Annotated in this window: 14 protein-coding genes; 8 read left to right on the forward strand and 6 right to left on the reverse strand. The window is 43.8% G+C overall.

The annotated features are described in order from the left end of the window. Positions 1 to 14 precede the first annotated feature (14 nt). The 5 genes from OA79_RS16205 to OA79_RS16225 are packed head-to-tail and all read right to left on the reverse strand — an operon-like array spanning position 15 to position 4,508. The gene (locus OA79_RS16205) at positions 15 to 719 is read right to left on the reverse strand and encodes an SPOR domain-containing protein (protein WP_063334259.1); all 705 of its coding nucleotides are present in this window, start codon (positions 717 to 719) and stop codon (positions 15 to 17) included. Beyond that, positions 720 to 1,451 carry a type III pantothenate kinase gene (locus OA79_RS16210; RefSeq protein ID WP_156486287.1) on the reverse strand — a complete coding sequence of 244 codons (732 nt, stop codon included), beginning with the start codon at positions 1,449 to 1,451 and terminating at the stop codon, positions 720 to 722. Next, positions 1,435 to 2,391 carry a biotin--[acetyl-CoA-carboxylase] ligase gene (locus OA79_RS16215; RefSeq protein ID WP_063334261.1) on the reverse strand — a complete coding sequence of 319 codons (957 nt, stop codon included), beginning with the start codon at positions 2,389 to 2,391 and terminating at the stop codon, positions 1,435 to 1,437. Before OA79_RS16215 ends, OA79_RS16210 begins: the two co-directional genes overlap by 17 nt. Before the next feature lie 29 nt (positions 2,392 to 2,420). Then, positions 2,421 to 3,299 (reverse strand): phytanoyl-CoA dioxygenase family protein, encoded by an 879-nt coding sequence (locus OA79_RS16220; protein ID WP_082825509.1) that lies wholly within the window; start codon positions 3,297 to 3,299, stop codon positions 2,421 to 2,423. A gap of 33 nt (positions 3,300 to 3,332) precedes the next feature. After that, positions 3,333 to 4,508: an alpha/beta hydrolase gene (locus OA79_RS16225; RefSeq protein WP_063334262.1), complete on the reverse strand. Its 1,176-nt coding sequence runs from the start codon at positions 4,506 to 4,508 to the stop codon at positions 3,333 to 3,335. 95 nt (positions 4,509 to 4,603) lie between these two features. Between OA79_RS16225 and OA79_RS16230 the strand changes: the two genes are divergently transcribed. From OA79_RS16230 to OA79_RS16265, 8 genes are all read left to right on the forward strand, one after another. Next, on the forward strand, positions 4,604 to 5,038 hold the full coding sequence (locus OA79_RS16230; RefSeq protein ID WP_063334263.1) for a GNAT family N-acetyltransferase: 435 nt from the start codon (positions 4,604 to 4,606) through the stop codon (positions 5,036 to 5,038). A 135-nt stretch (positions 5,039 to 5,173) separates the two neighbouring features. Then, the gene (locus OA79_RS16235) at positions 5,174 to 6,511 is read left to right on the forward strand and encodes a GH1 family beta-glucosidase (RefSeq protein ID WP_063334264.1); all 1,338 of its coding nucleotides are present in this window, start codon (positions 5,174 to 5,176) and stop codon (positions 6,509 to 6,511) included. Between the two features lie 205 nt (positions 6,512 to 6,716). Then, the gene (locus OA79_RS16240; RefSeq protein ID WP_063334265.1) at positions 6,717 to 7,223 is read left to right on the forward strand and encodes a sigma-70 family RNA polymerase sigma factor; all 507 of its coding nucleotides are present in this window, start codon (positions 6,717 to 6,719) and stop codon (positions 7,221 to 7,223) included. A 3-nt stretch (positions 7,224 to 7,226) separates the two neighbouring features. Then, positions 7,227 to 8,165 (forward strand): FecR domain-containing protein, encoded by a 939-nt coding sequence (locus OA79_RS16245; RefSeq protein WP_063334266.1) that lies wholly within the window; start codon positions 7,227 to 7,229, stop codon positions 8,163 to 8,165. Between the two features lie 91 nt (positions 8,166 to 8,256). Next, positions 8,257 to 11,349, forward strand: a complete 3,093-nt coding sequence (locus OA79_RS16250) for a TonB-dependent receptor (protein ID WP_063334267.1) — start codon at positions 8,257 to 8,259, stop codon at positions 11,347 to 11,349. A gap of 89 nt (positions 11,350 to 11,438) precedes the next feature. After that, entirely contained in the window at positions 11,439 to 12,230 is a 792-nt protein-coding gene (locus OA79_RS16255; RefSeq protein ID WP_063334268.1) for a Slam-dependent surface lipoprotein, read from the forward strand. 166 nt (positions 12,231 to 12,396) lie between these two features. Beyond that, positions 12,397 to 13,815: a surface lipoprotein assembly modifier gene (locus OA79_RS16260; protein WP_231908896.1), complete on the forward strand. Its 1,419-nt coding sequence runs from the start codon at positions 12,397 to 12,399 to the stop codon at positions 13,813 to 13,815. A gap of 1 nt (position 13,816) precedes the next feature. Next, a complete protein-coding gene (locus OA79_RS16265) occupies positions 13,817 to 15,124 on the forward strand; it encodes a tetratricopeptide repeat protein (RefSeq protein ID WP_063334270.1) in 1,308 nt (435 codons plus the stop codon). A 160-nt stretch (positions 15,125 to 15,284) separates the two neighbouring features. On the opposite strand, the gene OA79_RS16270 is transcribed toward OA79_RS16265, so the two are convergent. After that, positions 15,285 to 15,698, reverse strand: coding sequence for a hypothetical protein (locus tag OA79_RS16270; RefSeq protein WP_063334271.1), 414 nt, complete (start codon positions 15,696 to 15,698; stop codon positions 15,285 to 15,287). Positions 15,699 to 16,795: the final 1,097 nt, after the last annotated feature.

The raw sequence follows: 16,795 nt of genomic DNA on the forward strand, positions 1-16,795 counted from the left end.
ACTAATTGCAAGCACTAACAAGGATTTTTTTCTATTTTTATCATCATCTTGCTTAAATCAAAGCGCGATAAGAAAACTTGCCAGTCTGCTGGCCTCACAGGTTGCTGAATATCAATTTGATGTAAGGGTACATTACGAAGATGTTCATAAGTATCGACCGAATACCCTGTCAACTTCTCTATACGCTGACTCGCCTGCTCCGCACGAGCTTGCGAGGAATACAATCCAAGCGAGATACGATTTTTCATTTCCGCGCGATTAATCACAAAACTGTCAATCGACTTACCAGCGAGGTCTTTTACAATATCGCGGGCTTTCTCGGGTGTTTCTGGTGCCGCAATGTACAGCCAAAATTTAGGTCGCTTGCCGGTAATGTCATTATCATCATAAGACCAGCCCATCTCAGCCAATCCCGCCTCAATCTCTTTCAGACTCGACTGATGCTCTATTTCCATACGAGGACACAAAAACGTCTCTTTTGCTTTCGCACTTTTCTCAACCACTTTATTTAACGCATCAACCAGATCATCGTTTGACATCACACCCGCATTATAATCTTCTTCCGTTACCGCTGGCGCTTCTGATAAGAGATGGATTTTCTCACTAACAGGTGGACCATACACACTTTCCCTGTTTTGCTCTGGCTGATCCTGAACAAAACTGTGCCAACTCAGAAAAGCGGCATTAAGTAATACAACAAATAGAAAAAGCCACTTCATTTACTGCCTCTTTATTAACTCATCACCAACTCGTTTAGCCCCTAAGGCCACTAAGTTTGGCTGATATTCCATTTCGATCTGCAAAGAATCCAGTAACGCTCTACTGTCTCCTCCCGTCGCCACCCATTTAAAGCTTGGATGCTGACGATTCATTCGTTCAACAAATGCTAACGCCATCTCATGCACGCCTTCCGTGACCGCTCGAGCGGTCGAATCCGGTAAACCTTGCGCAACAGTCACTTCATCCGCCTCATAGCGAATACGGGCGGTATTTGCCAGTAACGCAGACTCCATCATAGTCAAACCAGGCGTAATGTATCCCCCTAGATGAACACCTTTGCCATTGATAAAGTCGACTTTGATGGCCGTACCAGCGTCTAATACCATGACATCGCCCAACCCCAGATAAAAAGCGCCCACCACAGCCAACCAACGATCCACCCCTAAACGTTCAGGCTCATGGTAAGCATTGCTCACGCCACACACATGCGAAACACTCGTTATGGTTAACCATTGAGCATTCGGGTAAGCCGCCTGTATATCCGCATGCAATAATGCACTTTGTTCTTTCGAACGCACACTGGCGAAATAAATTTGCTGTGGTGCAAATGCTTTATCCAATGGCGCACTTTCGCCGCGCTCAACCCATAACACTTGATCGCCAGTAAAAGCGGTAAATTTAATACAGGTATTACCCGCATCCACCACCAAGAGATTAGACTCGTCTAACACTAACTTCTCCTCCATGTAAGGTCACCAGCTCACCGCCGTCTTCCTCCATGAGCAACGCTCCTTTCTCATCGATACCTTTCGCAACGCCCTGCTTTTGTTGCGAAACAGACATCACTTTAATGGCTTGATTATATAACACATCATAGGCTTGCCAATGAGACTGAAAATGCTTCATGCCATGGCCGTCTTCAAACAATTCACAGATTCCAACCAACTCTTTTGCTAATTCCGCTAAAATAACATTTCGACTTGGCCGCTGAGGCAAGCGCGACACTAGGTCTGTCCAAGGTTGATCGACACTGGTCATGAAACTTTCTTCCATTTCGACGTTGAGACCAATACCAATAATGACGTCACAAACATCTTGGTCAGCCACCATTTCCAATAAAATGCCACACACTTTTTGACCATCGATTTGTGCATCATTTGGCCATTTTAAACCTGGATTGGGGATCCCCACTTTTTTCAGCACTCGAGCTACCGCAACACCCGCAGCCAAACTCAACCCTTCTACCACACTCGGGCCATTTTCAAAGCGCCATACAAAGGAAAAGGTAAGATTCTTAGCCACCCCCGATTCCCACTGCCGCCCACGACGACCACGACCATTCGTCTGGAGTTCAACAGAAAACAAAGCTGGTAAGGTGCCACCTTGTGCGATATAAGCTTTCGCGTCACCATTGGTGGACTCAGTCTCAAAGTCGAGCGTAATGTTAACGCGCTGCGGCACGCCGTGTTCTCGCAATGCTTGCTCAGACAGAAGCTCAAGCGGGCCTGGTAAACGATAACCTCGTCCCTTAACGGAATGCACTGTCACTCCGATCGCCTCAAGTTTCTTTAGCTTTTTCCAAACGGCCGCACGAGTCACACCTAAAGCGGCACCTAATTCTTCACCAGAGTGGAATTCATTATCACTAAGCAAGGCCAAAACCGCTTGCATCGACGAACCTCTATTTTATCTTTTCTACATTAAGCCATTTCTTGAAAGGCAGGGAAATTGTTGCCTGTACTAGGCTGAAGCCAATTTACATCAGGGTAATCACACGCATTATCAACCGCATGTACCGCGTAAGCATGGCGCGATGTCGCTGAACGATTCGCATAACTCAAGTGCGGAAACTCACCATTTAACAAAACCAAAGATCCTTTTGGCACAGGCAAGGAAACCATCTCATCCGCTTGCCATTGATGCTCTTTCAACGTCACCATTTTGGTCTCTATCGATCCAGCAGCATTCCTTTCAAAGCGTTTTAACAAGCCTGTTGAGTGACCTTTCGGAATCCCCCACAAACAACCGTTTTCGAGAGTAGCATCCTCGATCGCAAACCATAATCCAATCACACTCATCGGATTGGTGTACAAAAACGTACTGTCTTGATGGCAGTTTACCTCACCACCAATGCCTGGCTGCTTGAAAATATACATGGATTGAGCCGCTCTCGGCTCTCGCATACCCAACTGTCGAAGCATACTCCCCCATACGGTCGATAATGAAAAGTCTCGAAAGACATCATCTTGAGTATGTAAACCATGACCGACTTTATTAATTGATAAATCAAGGGACTGCTTCAACTCCCCCTGTTCATCAAAAGCCTCCTCTTCAAAGAAAAAAGAGACTTTACCCGCCGAATCCATAAAGTACTGATCGGTATGACGCGACTGCTCATTGGTAGTAAAAATACTGCGATACTCGCTTGGGTCAAACGATGACAATAAAGACGACATTCTGGCCTTTAACGCATCACAAATTGCCTCCGGCACTAACGACTCTAGAACCAAATAGCCATCTGTATGGTACTGCTCCACTTGCTGTTTTGTTAAAACAACAGAAGGTAATTCAATCGACATCCTCTTCACCTCATTTAACAAGTTCACGTTCTGCTAATTCGCATTGGCTTGCAGAAAAAAGGCCACTTCCTTCATTAAAGACGAAAAGTTAGGGTTCCAAGAGACTCTCGCTGCATGCTGACTTTTGTCAGTCAGTTCATCAGAACCCTCTCCAAACCAGTTATCCGGATCACTTCGACACGTTTGGTAGAGCTCAGGGTCAGACAAGTACCAACCACAAATGCGATATGTACCACGCGCACCATAGTACGGGTTTTCAGGGTTACCATGAATGGCCATATGCGAAAGCCCCAAAATGTTATTTTCTGGCCAACGAGTATTATAGATCTTCAATCTATCGGTATTGGTACTTCGTTGGTCCTTACTATAAAGCACCATCTGACTTCTAGGACCAACCATCGCTTTTTGAAAAACAGTTTCCGTTACTTTCGAGTCAACCGTTTGATCTTCTGCCGATAACGCAATAAAGACAGGTAAATCCTTGGGATTATCAGCGATTTTTTTGCGCACTTCTTTTGCCAACTTATATACCTCTGCTATAGCAGGAACAGGGATCGAGGCGTATTTAGCAAAATCGTCACTTGGATAGTTATCCAGCCAATCCTTAAAAGGCGCTAATAATGGCGAGACCCAATCAATCGAACTATTCACTTTAAACAAAGGTGAAAACAGCACCGCGCCTGCCACACTGTCAGCGTGTTGCCATGCATACTCAATGGCTAACGCTCCCCCTGTTGAAAATCCACCAACGTAAAGTACATCCACCTCTTGCTGAAAAGCATCGGCGGCATGTCGAAAAGAGTCTCGCCACATTTGTCTTGAGATAGGAATTAAATCTGCAGACTGAGTACCGTGCCCAGCCAACAAAATAACTCGCACTTGATAGCAGGACTGTTGTAATGACAGCGCCGGATCTCGCATTGAAAAAGGTGAATCTGACAAACCGTGAGACAATAAAATACCGATCTTTTCTGTGCCACGACAAACCTCTTCATCTGGCATCAATTCAAACGGCAGAACCGCCTGTAACTCTCGATCCTGTTGGCTCTCATCAACCCAAACTTTATGCTGCCTGACATAGTCTTTGGCGCGCTCAACATACTGTTGAAATGGCTCACTTTGTCGGTATTCTAGCTCAACTTCACTGCCAGCAGCCCAAACCGGACATAACCAACAACAAAAACCGAACATTAGAACTTTAGGCCACATTCTCATCCCCTTGAATTGTGTATTTGCATTATTCACCCGCTAGTCATAGCACATTATGCTAAAATGAGATATTCATCAGCCAACTAATAACTGTTATGCTACCACCATTTCCGAACGCTGAACTTGTCCCATCGTTATGGTTTCCATTAGTCAAAAAATTCTATCAAGCCCATTATCCGAGCGGCAAACCGAATAAAGCCGACCCTATCTGGGCCATTAAAGAGAATGGCGCCATATTAGCCGTTGCTAGACTCAAACAAATAGACAACCACCAGCTACTGACCGGCATGGTGACCACGCCAAACAAACGAAACACAGGGATAGGACAGCATCTTCTCAGCAATTTACAGCCCATCTTAAAACAAAAAAGCAGCTACTGCTTTGCGCTCGACCATCTGACTCATTTTTATCAACGCGCTCATTTTCAGGTGATTAACGAAAACGACTTACCAGATACTTTAAGAACCCGTTTTAGAAGCTATCGATCGCAAGGGCGAAATATTACTCCTATGCAGTATTTTTCTCCTTAAAATAATCTTAAATAATCTTAAATAATCTTAAATCACTAAATACAATCTCGCCATATTGACCTATTTCAACCCACTCCAGTACCTTAGTCCGCACCCAGACATTACTTAATAACACTATAGACACTCGAGGTTCTCATGACCATCAGCCTTCCCAAACATTCTAAAATGCTCACGCCAGATTTTACCTTTGGTGTGGCAACGGCCTCTTTCCAAATTGAAGGAGCCAATACCGCAGATGGTCGATTGACCAGTATTTGGGATACCTTTTGCGCTATCCCAGGCAAAGTTTTAAATGGCGACGATGGCGCGATGGCCTGCGACCACTATCATCGCTGGGAAGAAGACATCGAACTAATCAGTCACCTAGGAGTAGATGCATACCGACTGTCCATTGCTTGGCCAAGGCTGATGGATGAAAAAGGTCAGGCGAATCAAAAGGGCTTGGCTTTTTACCGCCAACTACTGCAAGCGCTAAAAGCCAAAGGGCTCAACACTTTTGTCACGCTTTATCACTGGGATCTACCACAATACCTTGAGGATCGTGGCGGCTGGGTAAACAGAGAGACCGCTTACCGTTTCGTAGAATACGTAGAACTGGCGACTAAAGAATTAGGCGAGTGGGTAGACTCTTGGGCCACCTTCAACGAGCCTTTCTGCGCCGCTATTCTAGGCTATGAGTATGGCATTCATGCGCCCGGGTTAACGTCACCACGATTTGGACGCCAAGCGGCGCACCATATATTACTGGCACACGGCTTAGCACTGCCGGTCATTCGCAAGAATAGCCCTAATAGCCAAGTAGGTATCGTACTCAATATGAATCAAACCTACCCCGCATCAATGAAAGCGGAAGATCAGTTTGCGGCGTTAGTGCGTGAATCTTTAGACAATCAGTTTTTCATCGAACCTCTACTATCCGGCCAATACCCCAAATTATTAGAGAAAGTCTTACCCGACCACCTGCCCACCGTCTTACCGGGCGATTTAGACATCATCTCTCGACCAATCGATTTTCTAGGAATGAACTTCTACACCTGCAATCACAATGAGTACGATGACAAAACATTGTTCCGTGATGTCAAAAACACACAGAAAGTGGAATATACCGACATAGGATGGGAGATTGCCCCGCAGGCGTTTAGTGAGCTGCTTATCAATTTAAACAAGCAGTATGATTTACCGCCTATGTACATTACTGAAAATGGTGCCGCCTGCGCGGATGTCATGGAGAATGGTGAAGTCAATGATGAACAGCGTGTGCGCTACTTAAACGGCCACATTAACGCCGTTAACGATGCTATCGAAGCCGGTGTAGACATTCGCGGCTACTTTGCTTGGAGCCTAATGGATAACTTCGAATGGGCCGAAGGGTACAGCAAACGCTTTGGCTTGTGTTATGTAGACTATGACACTCAAAAACGTACGATCAAACGCAGTGGCCATGCCTATAAAGCCTTACTAGCCAGCCGCTAATAAACCAGATAGACAAAATGACAATGCCTGCCCTAGATTTACTCGGCAGGTAATGTCATGCCAAACATCACAAAATTCATCTATTACCGCCACCATTACAATCTTCGAATACGAAGCAATCATTAAGTTTTATTAACTCTATTGCAAATTGACACCCAAACCTGTAATTATTAATGATAAGCATTATCAATTGGGATTTACAGGCATGAACGCAAGTACTCAACTTGAGATTTCCGAGCTTTATAAATTGCACAAGAATTGGCTGAATCATTTTCTGCAAAAACGATTAAACTGTTCACACAAAGCCGCAGATTTAGTGCAAGACACCTATTTAAGAATTCTAATTAATGGCACACCTCCGCCGAAAGAATACGCACGCCAATATCTGGCCAAAATAGCCAAAGGACTTGTCATTGATCAGTATCGGCGCTGGCGAGTAGAACAGGCGTATTTGGCATCCTTACAGGAATTACCAGAGCAATTTGTCTCCTCTCCAGAAAGCCAGCAAGAGGTTGTCGAGACATTATTGTATTTAGATCGTCTCTTGTACAACCTCTCGAGTAAAGCTCGTCAAGCGTTTCTATTACGTCGTATCGACGGACTTTCCTATCGCGACATTGCGATGCAGCTCAACGTTTCTATCTCTTCCGTTGAAAAGTACATCGCCAAAGCATTACAAACCTGTGCCCTTGTAAGATTACAGGAGCTTTAAGTCATGCAGAGAAAGCAAATTGAGATAGAACGAATCCAAAAAGCGGCCGCTTTAATGGCAAAGCTTTGGGCCGATTCGCCCTCATCACAAGACCACAAACGTTCCGAAACCTGGCGCGCGGCTGACCCAGACAATGAAAAGGCTTGGCAATGTTTAATCGAAGCACAAAGTCATTTTGATGATGCACCAACAAAAACCACCAGCATCATCACGCACAGTGATAAATTAAAACGCCGACAATTTTTAAGTCTTATCGCGTTATCCGCAGGCAGCATCTTCCTTTTTAACAATGACACAATCAATGACTTAATATCCCAATCTGAACAACAAAAAATGGCCACCACAACAGGTGAAATAAAACACATTAAACTAGATGAACACACCCAGTTATCACTCAACACGGATACTGAAGTAAACTTTTTAACAGAGCGGCATCTGGTTATAGAAAGTGGCGGTGAATGCTATTTAAGCGCAACGCAAAAACACCCTTTTCACCTCACAACACCTAATGGAAAAATTCTCTTTACTCAAGGTGAAATGAACATTCGGTGTACGGATGATGTCACCAAAATAAGCGTATTTTCTGGCCAAGAAATACAATATATGGGGCAAAAAATGCCCAATTTCATGGCCCTTTCCGCTGGCAACAGTGTGTCCTTTAACCACCAAAACGCCTCTCAAATAACCCACTCCGACATCAACTCGATAGGCTGGTTAACAGGAAAACTTATGGCTCAGAATATGCCTCTAGGCGACTTCTTATATGAGCTTAATCGCTATCGAAAAGGCCTAATGCGCATCTCACCAGAGCTAAATACGCTGCACGTTTCTGGTGTTTTTTCACTCAACGAACCCGACACTATCTTGCAACAATTAGCAGCGACCTTTCCTATCAAAGTGCAGTTTTTCACACCTTTTTTAGCCAATATTTCGATTTCCTAACAACAAATAGAAATAATTTTCATTTTTATTTGAGGGTTTTGACGTTCTGTTCGGTATTGAAGTTAGACACAGCATTTATCGAGCAGTAACCATGACAGCAAAACACATTTTAAAACCCTTATTATTCACGATTCCAATCAGCCTCGTTAGCTTACCTTTTAGCCAAACAATTTTGGCTGAAGAAATCAGTAGCCGAACTCAGACACAGTCTTATTCGATACCAGCAGGCAGCTTGGATAGTGTGCTTAATCAATTTGCCATCACGGCTGGCGTTTCTTTGTCCATTGATGCCTCCGCGACTTCCGGGAAGCAGAGCAATGGATTAAAAGGCGAATACACCACTGACGAGGCCCTAAACCAGATACTAGCCACATCGAATTTGGTGTCGCAACAAATACAAAATGACAATTACATCGTGAAATCACAGCTAGACAATGATGGCATTAACCTTTCCACCATTACCATAGAAGACAACACCGCGATATCAGACATGAGCGCCCGTGATCAAAAGGGCTACGATGACGTTTATGACAAGGACACATCCACTACCTTTATTGGTAAAACAGAAGTAGAACGCTACAAGGGCACCACCCCTTCCGATTTATTGCAAGGTGTGCCCGGTGTATTCAGCGGTGAAGCTCGTAATTCAGGTGCACTTGATCTGAATATTCGCGGGGTTCAAGGCCCTGGCCGTGTTCCTGTCACCATAGATGGCACAGAACAAGCGTTGACAGTATGGCGTGGCTACAATGGCGCCACCAATCGTAATTACATCGACCCAAACCTCATAGGCAACGTGCAAATTTATAAGGGTGCCACCAATGAGCGTGACGTACACAGTGGTGTTGGTGGTGCCATGGTGGTCAAAACTCTCTCCCCTGATGACCTAATTCGTGACGGTGAAACCTTTGGCGCTGAATTTAAAATAGAAGGCAGTAGCAATGCTACAGGAGAACGAGTACCCGCTCTTCATACTGGTGAATTAGCGACAGATGTCGACGGTTACCCTGCCGGAAGTGATTACCCCTATAGCGACAAAACCTTACGCGTCAATTTAAAAAGCAAATCAGATAGCGATAACAACCTATTCAATGGCGGCGACTATGCCTACCGAGTAGCCGCAGCCAAAAAGAGTGAATACTTTGACGTACTCGCCGCTTATGCTTATCGAGAACGAGGCAATTATTACTCAGGAAAAAATAATACTGGCTACTATAACAATCCCAGCGCAGCTGACACCCGAGACTATATCACCTCACTTGCCCAATATTGGCAGCCTGGCGACGAAGTGACCAATACCTCCAGCTTAATGGAGTCTTGGTTATTAAAAACCACATGGCACATTGATGACGACCAAAAAATTGGCTTCAACTTCCGTCAATCTGATTCGACTTATGGCGAAATCATGCCTTCCAGAATCAATAACCAAAGCGACCGAAGCGCCATTCAATGGCCACTCAGCGAAGTGAGCGCCAAGGCGTACAACCTAGAATATTCCTACAAACCGGAAAACAATAACGTCATAGATTTATACGTCAATCTCTGGCGTACCGACACGGTCAGCGATACCTATACCTCGGGAGGTTATCCAAATCAGACCTTACCATCTGAGGTCTTTTCAGACGGTATTCTTTATAACAGCGCGGTGGCCAATGCCAAAAACACCACAGATGGCATAACAATCAGCAATAAAATGAAGCTTACCGATACCCTAGATCTGACACTAGGCGGTCGCTTTCAGCATGAAGAACTCAGTTCGGACGATGAATACGACGAATTTTCTGAAAGAGGCTGGGTTATGCTGCCTCGGGCAGGAACCAGGGAAGAATGGGAAACCAACTTTGACCTTGCTTGGCAACCAACCGACAAACTAAGACTCAATGCAGGTATGACCTATTCTGCTTATTGGGCCTTTGATGATTTTCTTGACGCACATCCAAATGAATTCACAGAAAACATTACGGATTCTTACGATGTAACCTACATAATAGAAAAAGAATTCTTGAATGACCAAGAAAAAGAGGCCTGGTGGCGTAATGACGAAACAGTCAAAAACTACCAAGTTTTGGCTGACATTGGTGTCTTTGATCAAGCTTTTGTTGACAATTACGTTGCTGATAAAGTTTTAAATGCATCAGATTTTTATGATGACTCTACAATAGTAACTTGGGAACCTAATTCCGACGGTAACTACAACAGAGCTGATAACCCTTGCCTCAATGGCTCCCTAGCTGATGAGAATGTGGTGTCATGCACAACAAGAGGCAATTCAACAACACAAACAGCTGAAGCGAAAAAGAATAAAGACCATGGTTGGGTGCCTCATGCAGGTATCAGTTACCAATTCACCGATTACAGCCGAGCTTATCTAACTTATACAGAAACCTTGCGCTACCCAAGCATGTTTGAAAGCACCATGGCCTTTTCGGCATCTCAAAACCCTTATGGCGTCCAACCTGAACATGCCCATAACTGGGAGCTGGCTTATGTACACGATTTAACTCAATGGTTTACCAGTGCCGAACATGCTGACATCAAAATAGCTTATTACGACAACCTCACTAAAGACGTGATCGAACGAGATAGATATTTTAAATTCAACAACGTCGATGAACAAAAAATCCGCGGTATAGAACTCAGTGCCCGTTATGACAATGGTCGATTTTTCACCGGTTTAGGCGTGAATTACACCTTACAAAATGAAATCTGTGATGAAGACAGCGCGACAATGCTGTCCACCAATGATATGGCACGAGCCGTTGATAACCCAATTCCTCGCTGCTTCAAATACGGTTTTCCTAATGGTTACCAACTCGCTCAAGCCACCCCAGAGCTTTCCGCCAACTTATCATTAGGCGGCCGTTTCATGGACCGTCGTTTAGAAATAGGTGGACGAGCTACCTATTACAAAGGCTACGAAAATACTGATCTAGATTGGTACATCGAAAACTCTTATGGGGCCGGTGACAATGAACATGGTTATGTATATTTCTATAACACACCTTATAGCTGGGGTGACACTCTCATCTTCGACGCCTACGCCCGCTACAAAATTAACAACAACTTTGATGTGGAGTTCACCGGCTCGAATCTAACCGATCAATACTATGTAGACCCTGCAACTCGATCTGCGGTGGCTGCGCCGGGACGCACATTTAAACTGGGTTTAACAGGCCGCTTTTAGCGACCTGTTAGCAAGGATGGCGTTGCATAAGCGACGTCATAGCAACCGTGTTTTCATTGGGAAAACACACAACATAATGGAGTAATACAATGAAGAAGTTACAACTAGTAAGCGCAATGACATTCGCGTTTGGCGCTCTAACATTATCTAACGCAACAAATGCAGCGGTTGTTGGTGCATCTAGTAACACAAGCTATGTACAAATTGCCGCATCAGAAGTAAATGGTGGACCTCATACATCAGGGTTAGCAGGCATTTCTATCGAAGCTACTGGTCTTGGCACAGAGGTTGATTTTCAAGGTCTAACGGCCTATTCCCCAGCAGATGCTAATGGTGTTAATCAACTTAATTATGCTTACGATAGTGAAGAAGCTCCTGCAACTCACGCTTCCTTAGGCGTATTTAATTTCGCTCAGGTCGGTACAAGTGATGTTTGGTTCGGTGAATGGTCTAAAACAGGGGATACAACGGCTGCAAGTCATACCGTTTATTACTCTGGAGCGGATGCAGACACTTCAATTCCTGGTTCTGCTTCTGTTCCCGTAGATGTTACCTATAGCGTGAAAGGAATCAATAATTATGATTCAACTAATCTATTATCTGGTGAATTTGACGCTACGTTCTACGGTGTAGCCGGGACATTGGAAGGTTATATTGAAAATTCCAGTGGCTTCAAGGTAGATATTGGCAACGCAACAATATCTTCTTCTGCAGCTATTTCAAGTTCTGATGCTGTAGCATCCGATTCCAGCGGAACTTTAGCTTCAAGCGGAACAGTTTCAGGTCATTTCTTTAATAGTCATGAAGATCTAGCAGGTATTGCAGACTTTACTGGTACAGCTTATGACACGGCATTTGGTGGCTCTGTAAAAGAGGAGTGATTTTCAAATAAATACAGCCTCAAGCCGAGCATGACTCATATGCTCGGCTTTTCTATTGGACGATAGTTAGTGAGCCACTTTCATGCTTTTCTTAAAATACATACACCAAAGAGCCCTTACCAGGGTTATTTTTGGCCTGATGATTTGCCTTATATGCCCATTACCAGTGAAAGCAGATGATCTAGATATACAATTACGCCTAAACCAAAGTATTGATTTACAAGCTAACCAAGAAGAACGCCAAATACTTAAAGATGAAGACTATTTAAAAGGCGACCGACCGACCTTAGCCATTAATGGTAAAGCATACACAGTTAAACACGATATAAGCGATGTAGGCCGTGCCTTATACGTTTCTATCCAACAAAAGCAATGGCCTCTGGTTGTTTATTTTTTTGATGAATACCTTACCTTTTCTGATGCAGACCCTATGCTAGTGGCCTATGCCAAAGGTTCTTTAGCTCGAATACAAGGCGATATGGAACAAGCAGAAAGTGAGTTTAGAAAACTCATTAGCATTCAACCGAATTTTTTCTTAGGTCAATTAGAACTGGCTCGCGTGTTATTTGAAAACCGTAAGAACGCTGAATCACAAGCTATGTTCCAAAAAATAAGAACCTCTTTAGATTCAGAAGATAGTCGCCAGCAAGGAGTTGTTATTACCGTTGACCGCTTCCTTTCCGCCGTAAAAGAACGTCAGTCATGGCAAGGCTCTATCGCCATAGGAAGCGCACGAACAGATAATCTAAATAATTCATCAGAAAGCTATACTTGCTTACAATACTTTAATGGGGTTTGTTTATTTGATCGCACCTCCCCCGAAGCAATCAAAGCGCAAGGTATAGAGTACGAAATGACCTTAAGTAAACGTTTCTCCCTATCTGGTCACCATGGGCTATTTTCGCAATCATCATTATTTGGGAAAAGTTATGGCGACTACTCTGACTATAACGAAAGCCAAATTAATACTCGTTTCGGCTACAGCTACCATGATGCACGTAATCAATATTCTTTAGCACCTTCATTTGAATTATCACGTTATAGCAATGACCCTCTATACAATGCACTAGGTTTACAAGGCACATGGCTTCATTATTTAACTGATAAAGCCATGTTTAAAATCGAAGCTAGTTATAAAGACCAACAATACGAAAAAGAAAATCTTGCTAGTCAATACGATGGTGGCATTTGGTCAACTTATGCAACAGCTTGGTATTCCTTACCAAATAGTTGGACTATGTTTGGTGGTTTAGACTGGACAAAAAAAGAAACTGAGATTGAACAGAATGCTTACACTCAAATAGGAGTTCGTGCAGGTCTAGCGAAAACGTTTAATACCCACCTGAATGCCACCTTATTTACCTCTATTCGCCAACGAGAACACGATGCATACAACGCCATTTTCCAAGAGCAACGTCAAGATATAGAGCAAAATTACACCCTTACTTTAGGTTTCCCTAGCCTCGCTTTTTATGGATTAAAACCAAGCCTGACCCTCAAGCATAGTAATGTAAACAGTAATATAGACTGGCTATATTCCTATGATAAAAACAGTGTCAGCCTAAAACTGGAGAAAAATTTCTAACATGATCAAACTGCATCACTTAGCCATTTTTGTCACCCTCTGCACCCTATTATTCAGCTCTGTGTCTTGGGCTACAGATAACTGGCAATACTACCAAGATAAAGCCATGACACTTTACCAAGAAGGCGATTACATCAAGGCAGAAAAGAACGCTAAATACGCCCTTAAGATTGCGAAAAAAGCCGGTAACGGCAAAGCTTTTCGTGCCAGCAGTCTCAACTTATTAGCCTTTATCCAAATAGCAAAAGGCGAACCTGACACGGCACTTCTATCAATCAATCGCGCTATCGAACTAACGAAAAACGCCTACAATGACGAACACCCTCAAGTAGCCACTCTGCTATTTAATAAAGGGAATTTTCTTGAGCAGAAAGGTCAGCCTCAACATGCTATTGACGCTTATTCCCAAGCTTGGGCTATTCAACAATTTGAGCATGTTCAAGCGAATGACGTTTTAAAAACCGTAAACGCGTTAACTCGTCTTTATAATGAATCGAAGAATTATGCCGAAAGCATATCCATCGTCGAAACTTTGCTAAAAAGCAAAGGCCAGCAAGAATTCAGTGAGCTGTTCCGTCAAATTAATTATTCTCTGGCCGATGCGCACCTTCAACAAAACCAAGCAGAAGCCGCACTACGCACATTAAAAGCAGAACTCGAACGAGAGAAAAATGCTCTAGAAAGTAATGACGTTCGTCTTGCTGAAACCTTAGAACGCCTTGCTGCACTTTACGATGAGCAAGGACGACAAAACTCAGCGGTATCCTACCGTGAACAAGCACTAAATGTTCGAGAAAAATCAAGCTATCCATCACTCGCCAAGGTGATGAATTTCAATGAATTGGCTTTGAACAGCCAACAGAAAAAAGACTTTAGTAAAGCAGAAGCGCTTTACCAAAAGGCATTAGCAGGACTAGGTAAACTGAATCAAGATAAAGGCATAGAACAAGCCCTGATACTGGGTAATTTAGGTAGCCTCAAAGATGAGCAAGGTGATACAAAAAAAGCCCTAACACTTTATCAACGGAGCCTAACACTTCATCGCAAGACCCCAACACAGCCATTACAAGCCGCTTATACTGCCGCCAGAGCCGGTGCTATTTTCTATAACAAAAGAGACTACCCAAAAGCAGAGCCCCTCTTTCTGCAATCCCTCTCCTGGATGGAAAAAGCACAAGCACCCACCACACCTAAACAGATCGCATTAGAAAATCTGATAGCGCTCTACGATGCTTGGAATAAAAACAGAGAAAAATCAAAGTACCTAAAGCAATTAACTATATTAAAAAATACAACACCAGATAACTAAATCTTACCCTCATACTGTTACGTCATACATTGAGTCGTTTCCGAGAGGGAAATGTATTATTTAACGAAGTCTCAGTGACACAATACGATGCACCTCTAATCAAGGCGACGTATAAATAAAAACGGAGTAGAAGGCTCCGTTTTACAACATCAGACAAGTATCATAAAGGAATCACCTCACTCACATCTGGAGACCCATATTGCAATCCGAACTCAACTAAGGCCTTAAAACCGACATGAGTAACCATATCGTAAGGATAATCTCTTGGGACCAGCAACCAATCCCCAGCCTGATATTCCACGCCGTTAAACGTCGCTTTTCCATCAATCAATAACCTAAAGGTAGGCTCATTGTGAGAATGTTTTAACGCTTGTGTCTCTGCCAGAACCGATACTAGCATACTGTGCTTAAAGCAACTTTTATCAACTGGTACATCCGTTCTGACAAGTAGTTCATCGACATCATGAGAACGAAAAGCTTCTCCTCCCCAATCAAGGCTACTTACAATATAAGTAATAGACTCGGGGTTAATAAAGGTTGAAAAATCTGCGTACGCTTTCTCATCACTTCTCATTTTACTCTCCTGTAATTTGAGTGTTTCCATATAGTGAAACATCAGCATAGAACGAAGTAAGTCTCCCTGACAATAGAGGATGAGATAACCGACTTTACCCTAGCACGCAATCCGATCACCTCATGCGACTCAGTCCATTCACTCTTTCCGCTACATATAAAAAAACCTATCTGCATAATCAGCGACTTTCCAGAGCATCTTGTACTGCGAGAGATGCGAAGCAGCGTAAGCCGCTGACGACAGCCGTGACGCAAGGCTGAAACATCAACTGTTGTGGTTAGTTGAATGCTGTGCGACTTTTGAGGGGATCTGACCCTACGCAATCAGTGTGAGAGACTCTTGTTTTGCCGTATCTCTTTAGAGAGCTGCTGACGCGTCGAGCTGGCGAGACAGGCGCAAGCAAATAAAAGCATAAGAAACGACTTCTCGTAGGAGGTTTAGAGCCCGATTTGTGGTTTGCCTCACTTATCAGTTAATGTGATTGGATAAAGGTTGCTGAACTAACCCCATCCCTTCCCCTTGAAGACATAAGGGGAAGGAACAAGAGACTTGCTTTGTCGACAAAACATCATATCGGATAGCTTGAGCCCATCTGACATGCATGTAACTAGATGAGCAAGATCCCAAGCAGCGTAAGCCGCTGACGACGGCAGTGACGCAAGGCGTCGCTGGTTGGGATCGTGTTGTGTGTGAAGATTTCAAAGGTTGGGATTTCTGAGGATATGATTTAACGACAACCAACATTTACGCCAGACGTAAAAAAGCCCTGACAGGATAACCTATCAGGGCTTCTTAATTAGATCTTGATAACGACCTACTCTCACATGCTTTCCTTTCATCATAAGGCCCACACTACCATCGGCGATGGCGAGCGCCTGCGGCGAATAAAGAGCCACTGCTGAGTTCGAGGTGGGATTAGGTGGTTCAACGACCTAATTAACACCAAGTCATGTTGACGTTGCTACAGACGAAAAAGCCCTGACAGGATAACCTATCAGGGCTTCTTAATTTAAAGCTTGACGACGACCTACTCTCACATGCTTTCCTTTCATCATAAGGCCCACACGACCATCGGCGATGGCGAGCGCCTGCGGCGA

This window comes from Marinomonas sp. TW1 (genome assembly GCF_001625355.1).
GTDB lineage: Bacteria > Pseudomonadota > Gammaproteobacteria > Pseudomonadales > Marinomonadaceae > Marinomonas.

What these genes read in the sequence shown, in the direction of transcription:
- OA79_RS16205 (WP_063334259.1), bottom strand. Translation starts at nt 719, where the DNA reads ATGAAGTGGCTTTTTCTATTTGTTGTATTACTTAATGCCGCTTTTCTG.
- OA79_RS16215 (WP_063334261.1), bottom strand. Translation starts at nt 2,391, where the DNA reads ATGCAAGCGGTTTTGGCCTTGCTTAGTGATAATGAATTCCACTCTGGT.
- OA79_RS16220 (WP_082825509.1), bottom strand. Translation starts at nt 3,299, where the DNA reads ATGTCGATTGAATTACCTTCTGTTGTTTTAACAAAACAGCAAGTGGAG.
- OA79_RS16225 (WP_063334262.1), bottom strand. Translation starts at nt 4,508, where the DNA reads ATGTGGCCTAAAGTTCTAATGTTCGGTTTTTGTTGTTGGTTATGTCCG.
- OA79_RS16230 (WP_063334263.1), top strand. Translation starts at nt 4,604, where the DNA reads ATGCTACCACCATTTCCGAACGCTGAACTTGTCCCATCGTTATGGTTT.
- OA79_RS16235 (WP_063334264.1), top strand. Translation starts at nt 5,174, where the DNA reads ATGACCATCAGCCTTCCCAAACATTCTAAAATGCTCACGCCAGATTTT.
- OA79_RS16240 (WP_063334265.1), top strand. Translation starts at nt 6,717, where the DNA reads ATGAACGCAAGTACTCAACTTGAGATTTCCGAGCTTTATAAATTGCAC.
- OA79_RS16245 (WP_063334266.1), top strand. Translation starts at nt 7,227, where the DNA reads ATGCAGAGAAAGCAAATTGAGATAGAACGAATCCAAAAAGCGGCCGCT.
- OA79_RS16250 (WP_063334267.1), top strand. Translation starts at nt 8,257, where the DNA reads ATGACAGCAAAACACATTTTAAAACCCTTATTATTCACGATTCCAATC.
- OA79_RS16255 (WP_063334268.1), top strand. Translation starts at nt 11,439, where the DNA reads ATGAAGAAGTTACAACTAGTAAGCGCAATGACATTCGCGTTTGGCGCT.
- OA79_RS16265 (WP_063334270.1), top strand. Translation starts at nt 13,817, where the DNA reads ATGATCAAACTGCATCACTTAGCCATTTTTGTCACCCTCTGCACCCTA.
- OA79_RS16270 (WP_063334271.1), bottom strand. Translation starts at nt 15,698, where the DNA reads ATGAGAAGTGATGAGAAAGCGTACGCAGATTTTTCAACCTTTATTAAC.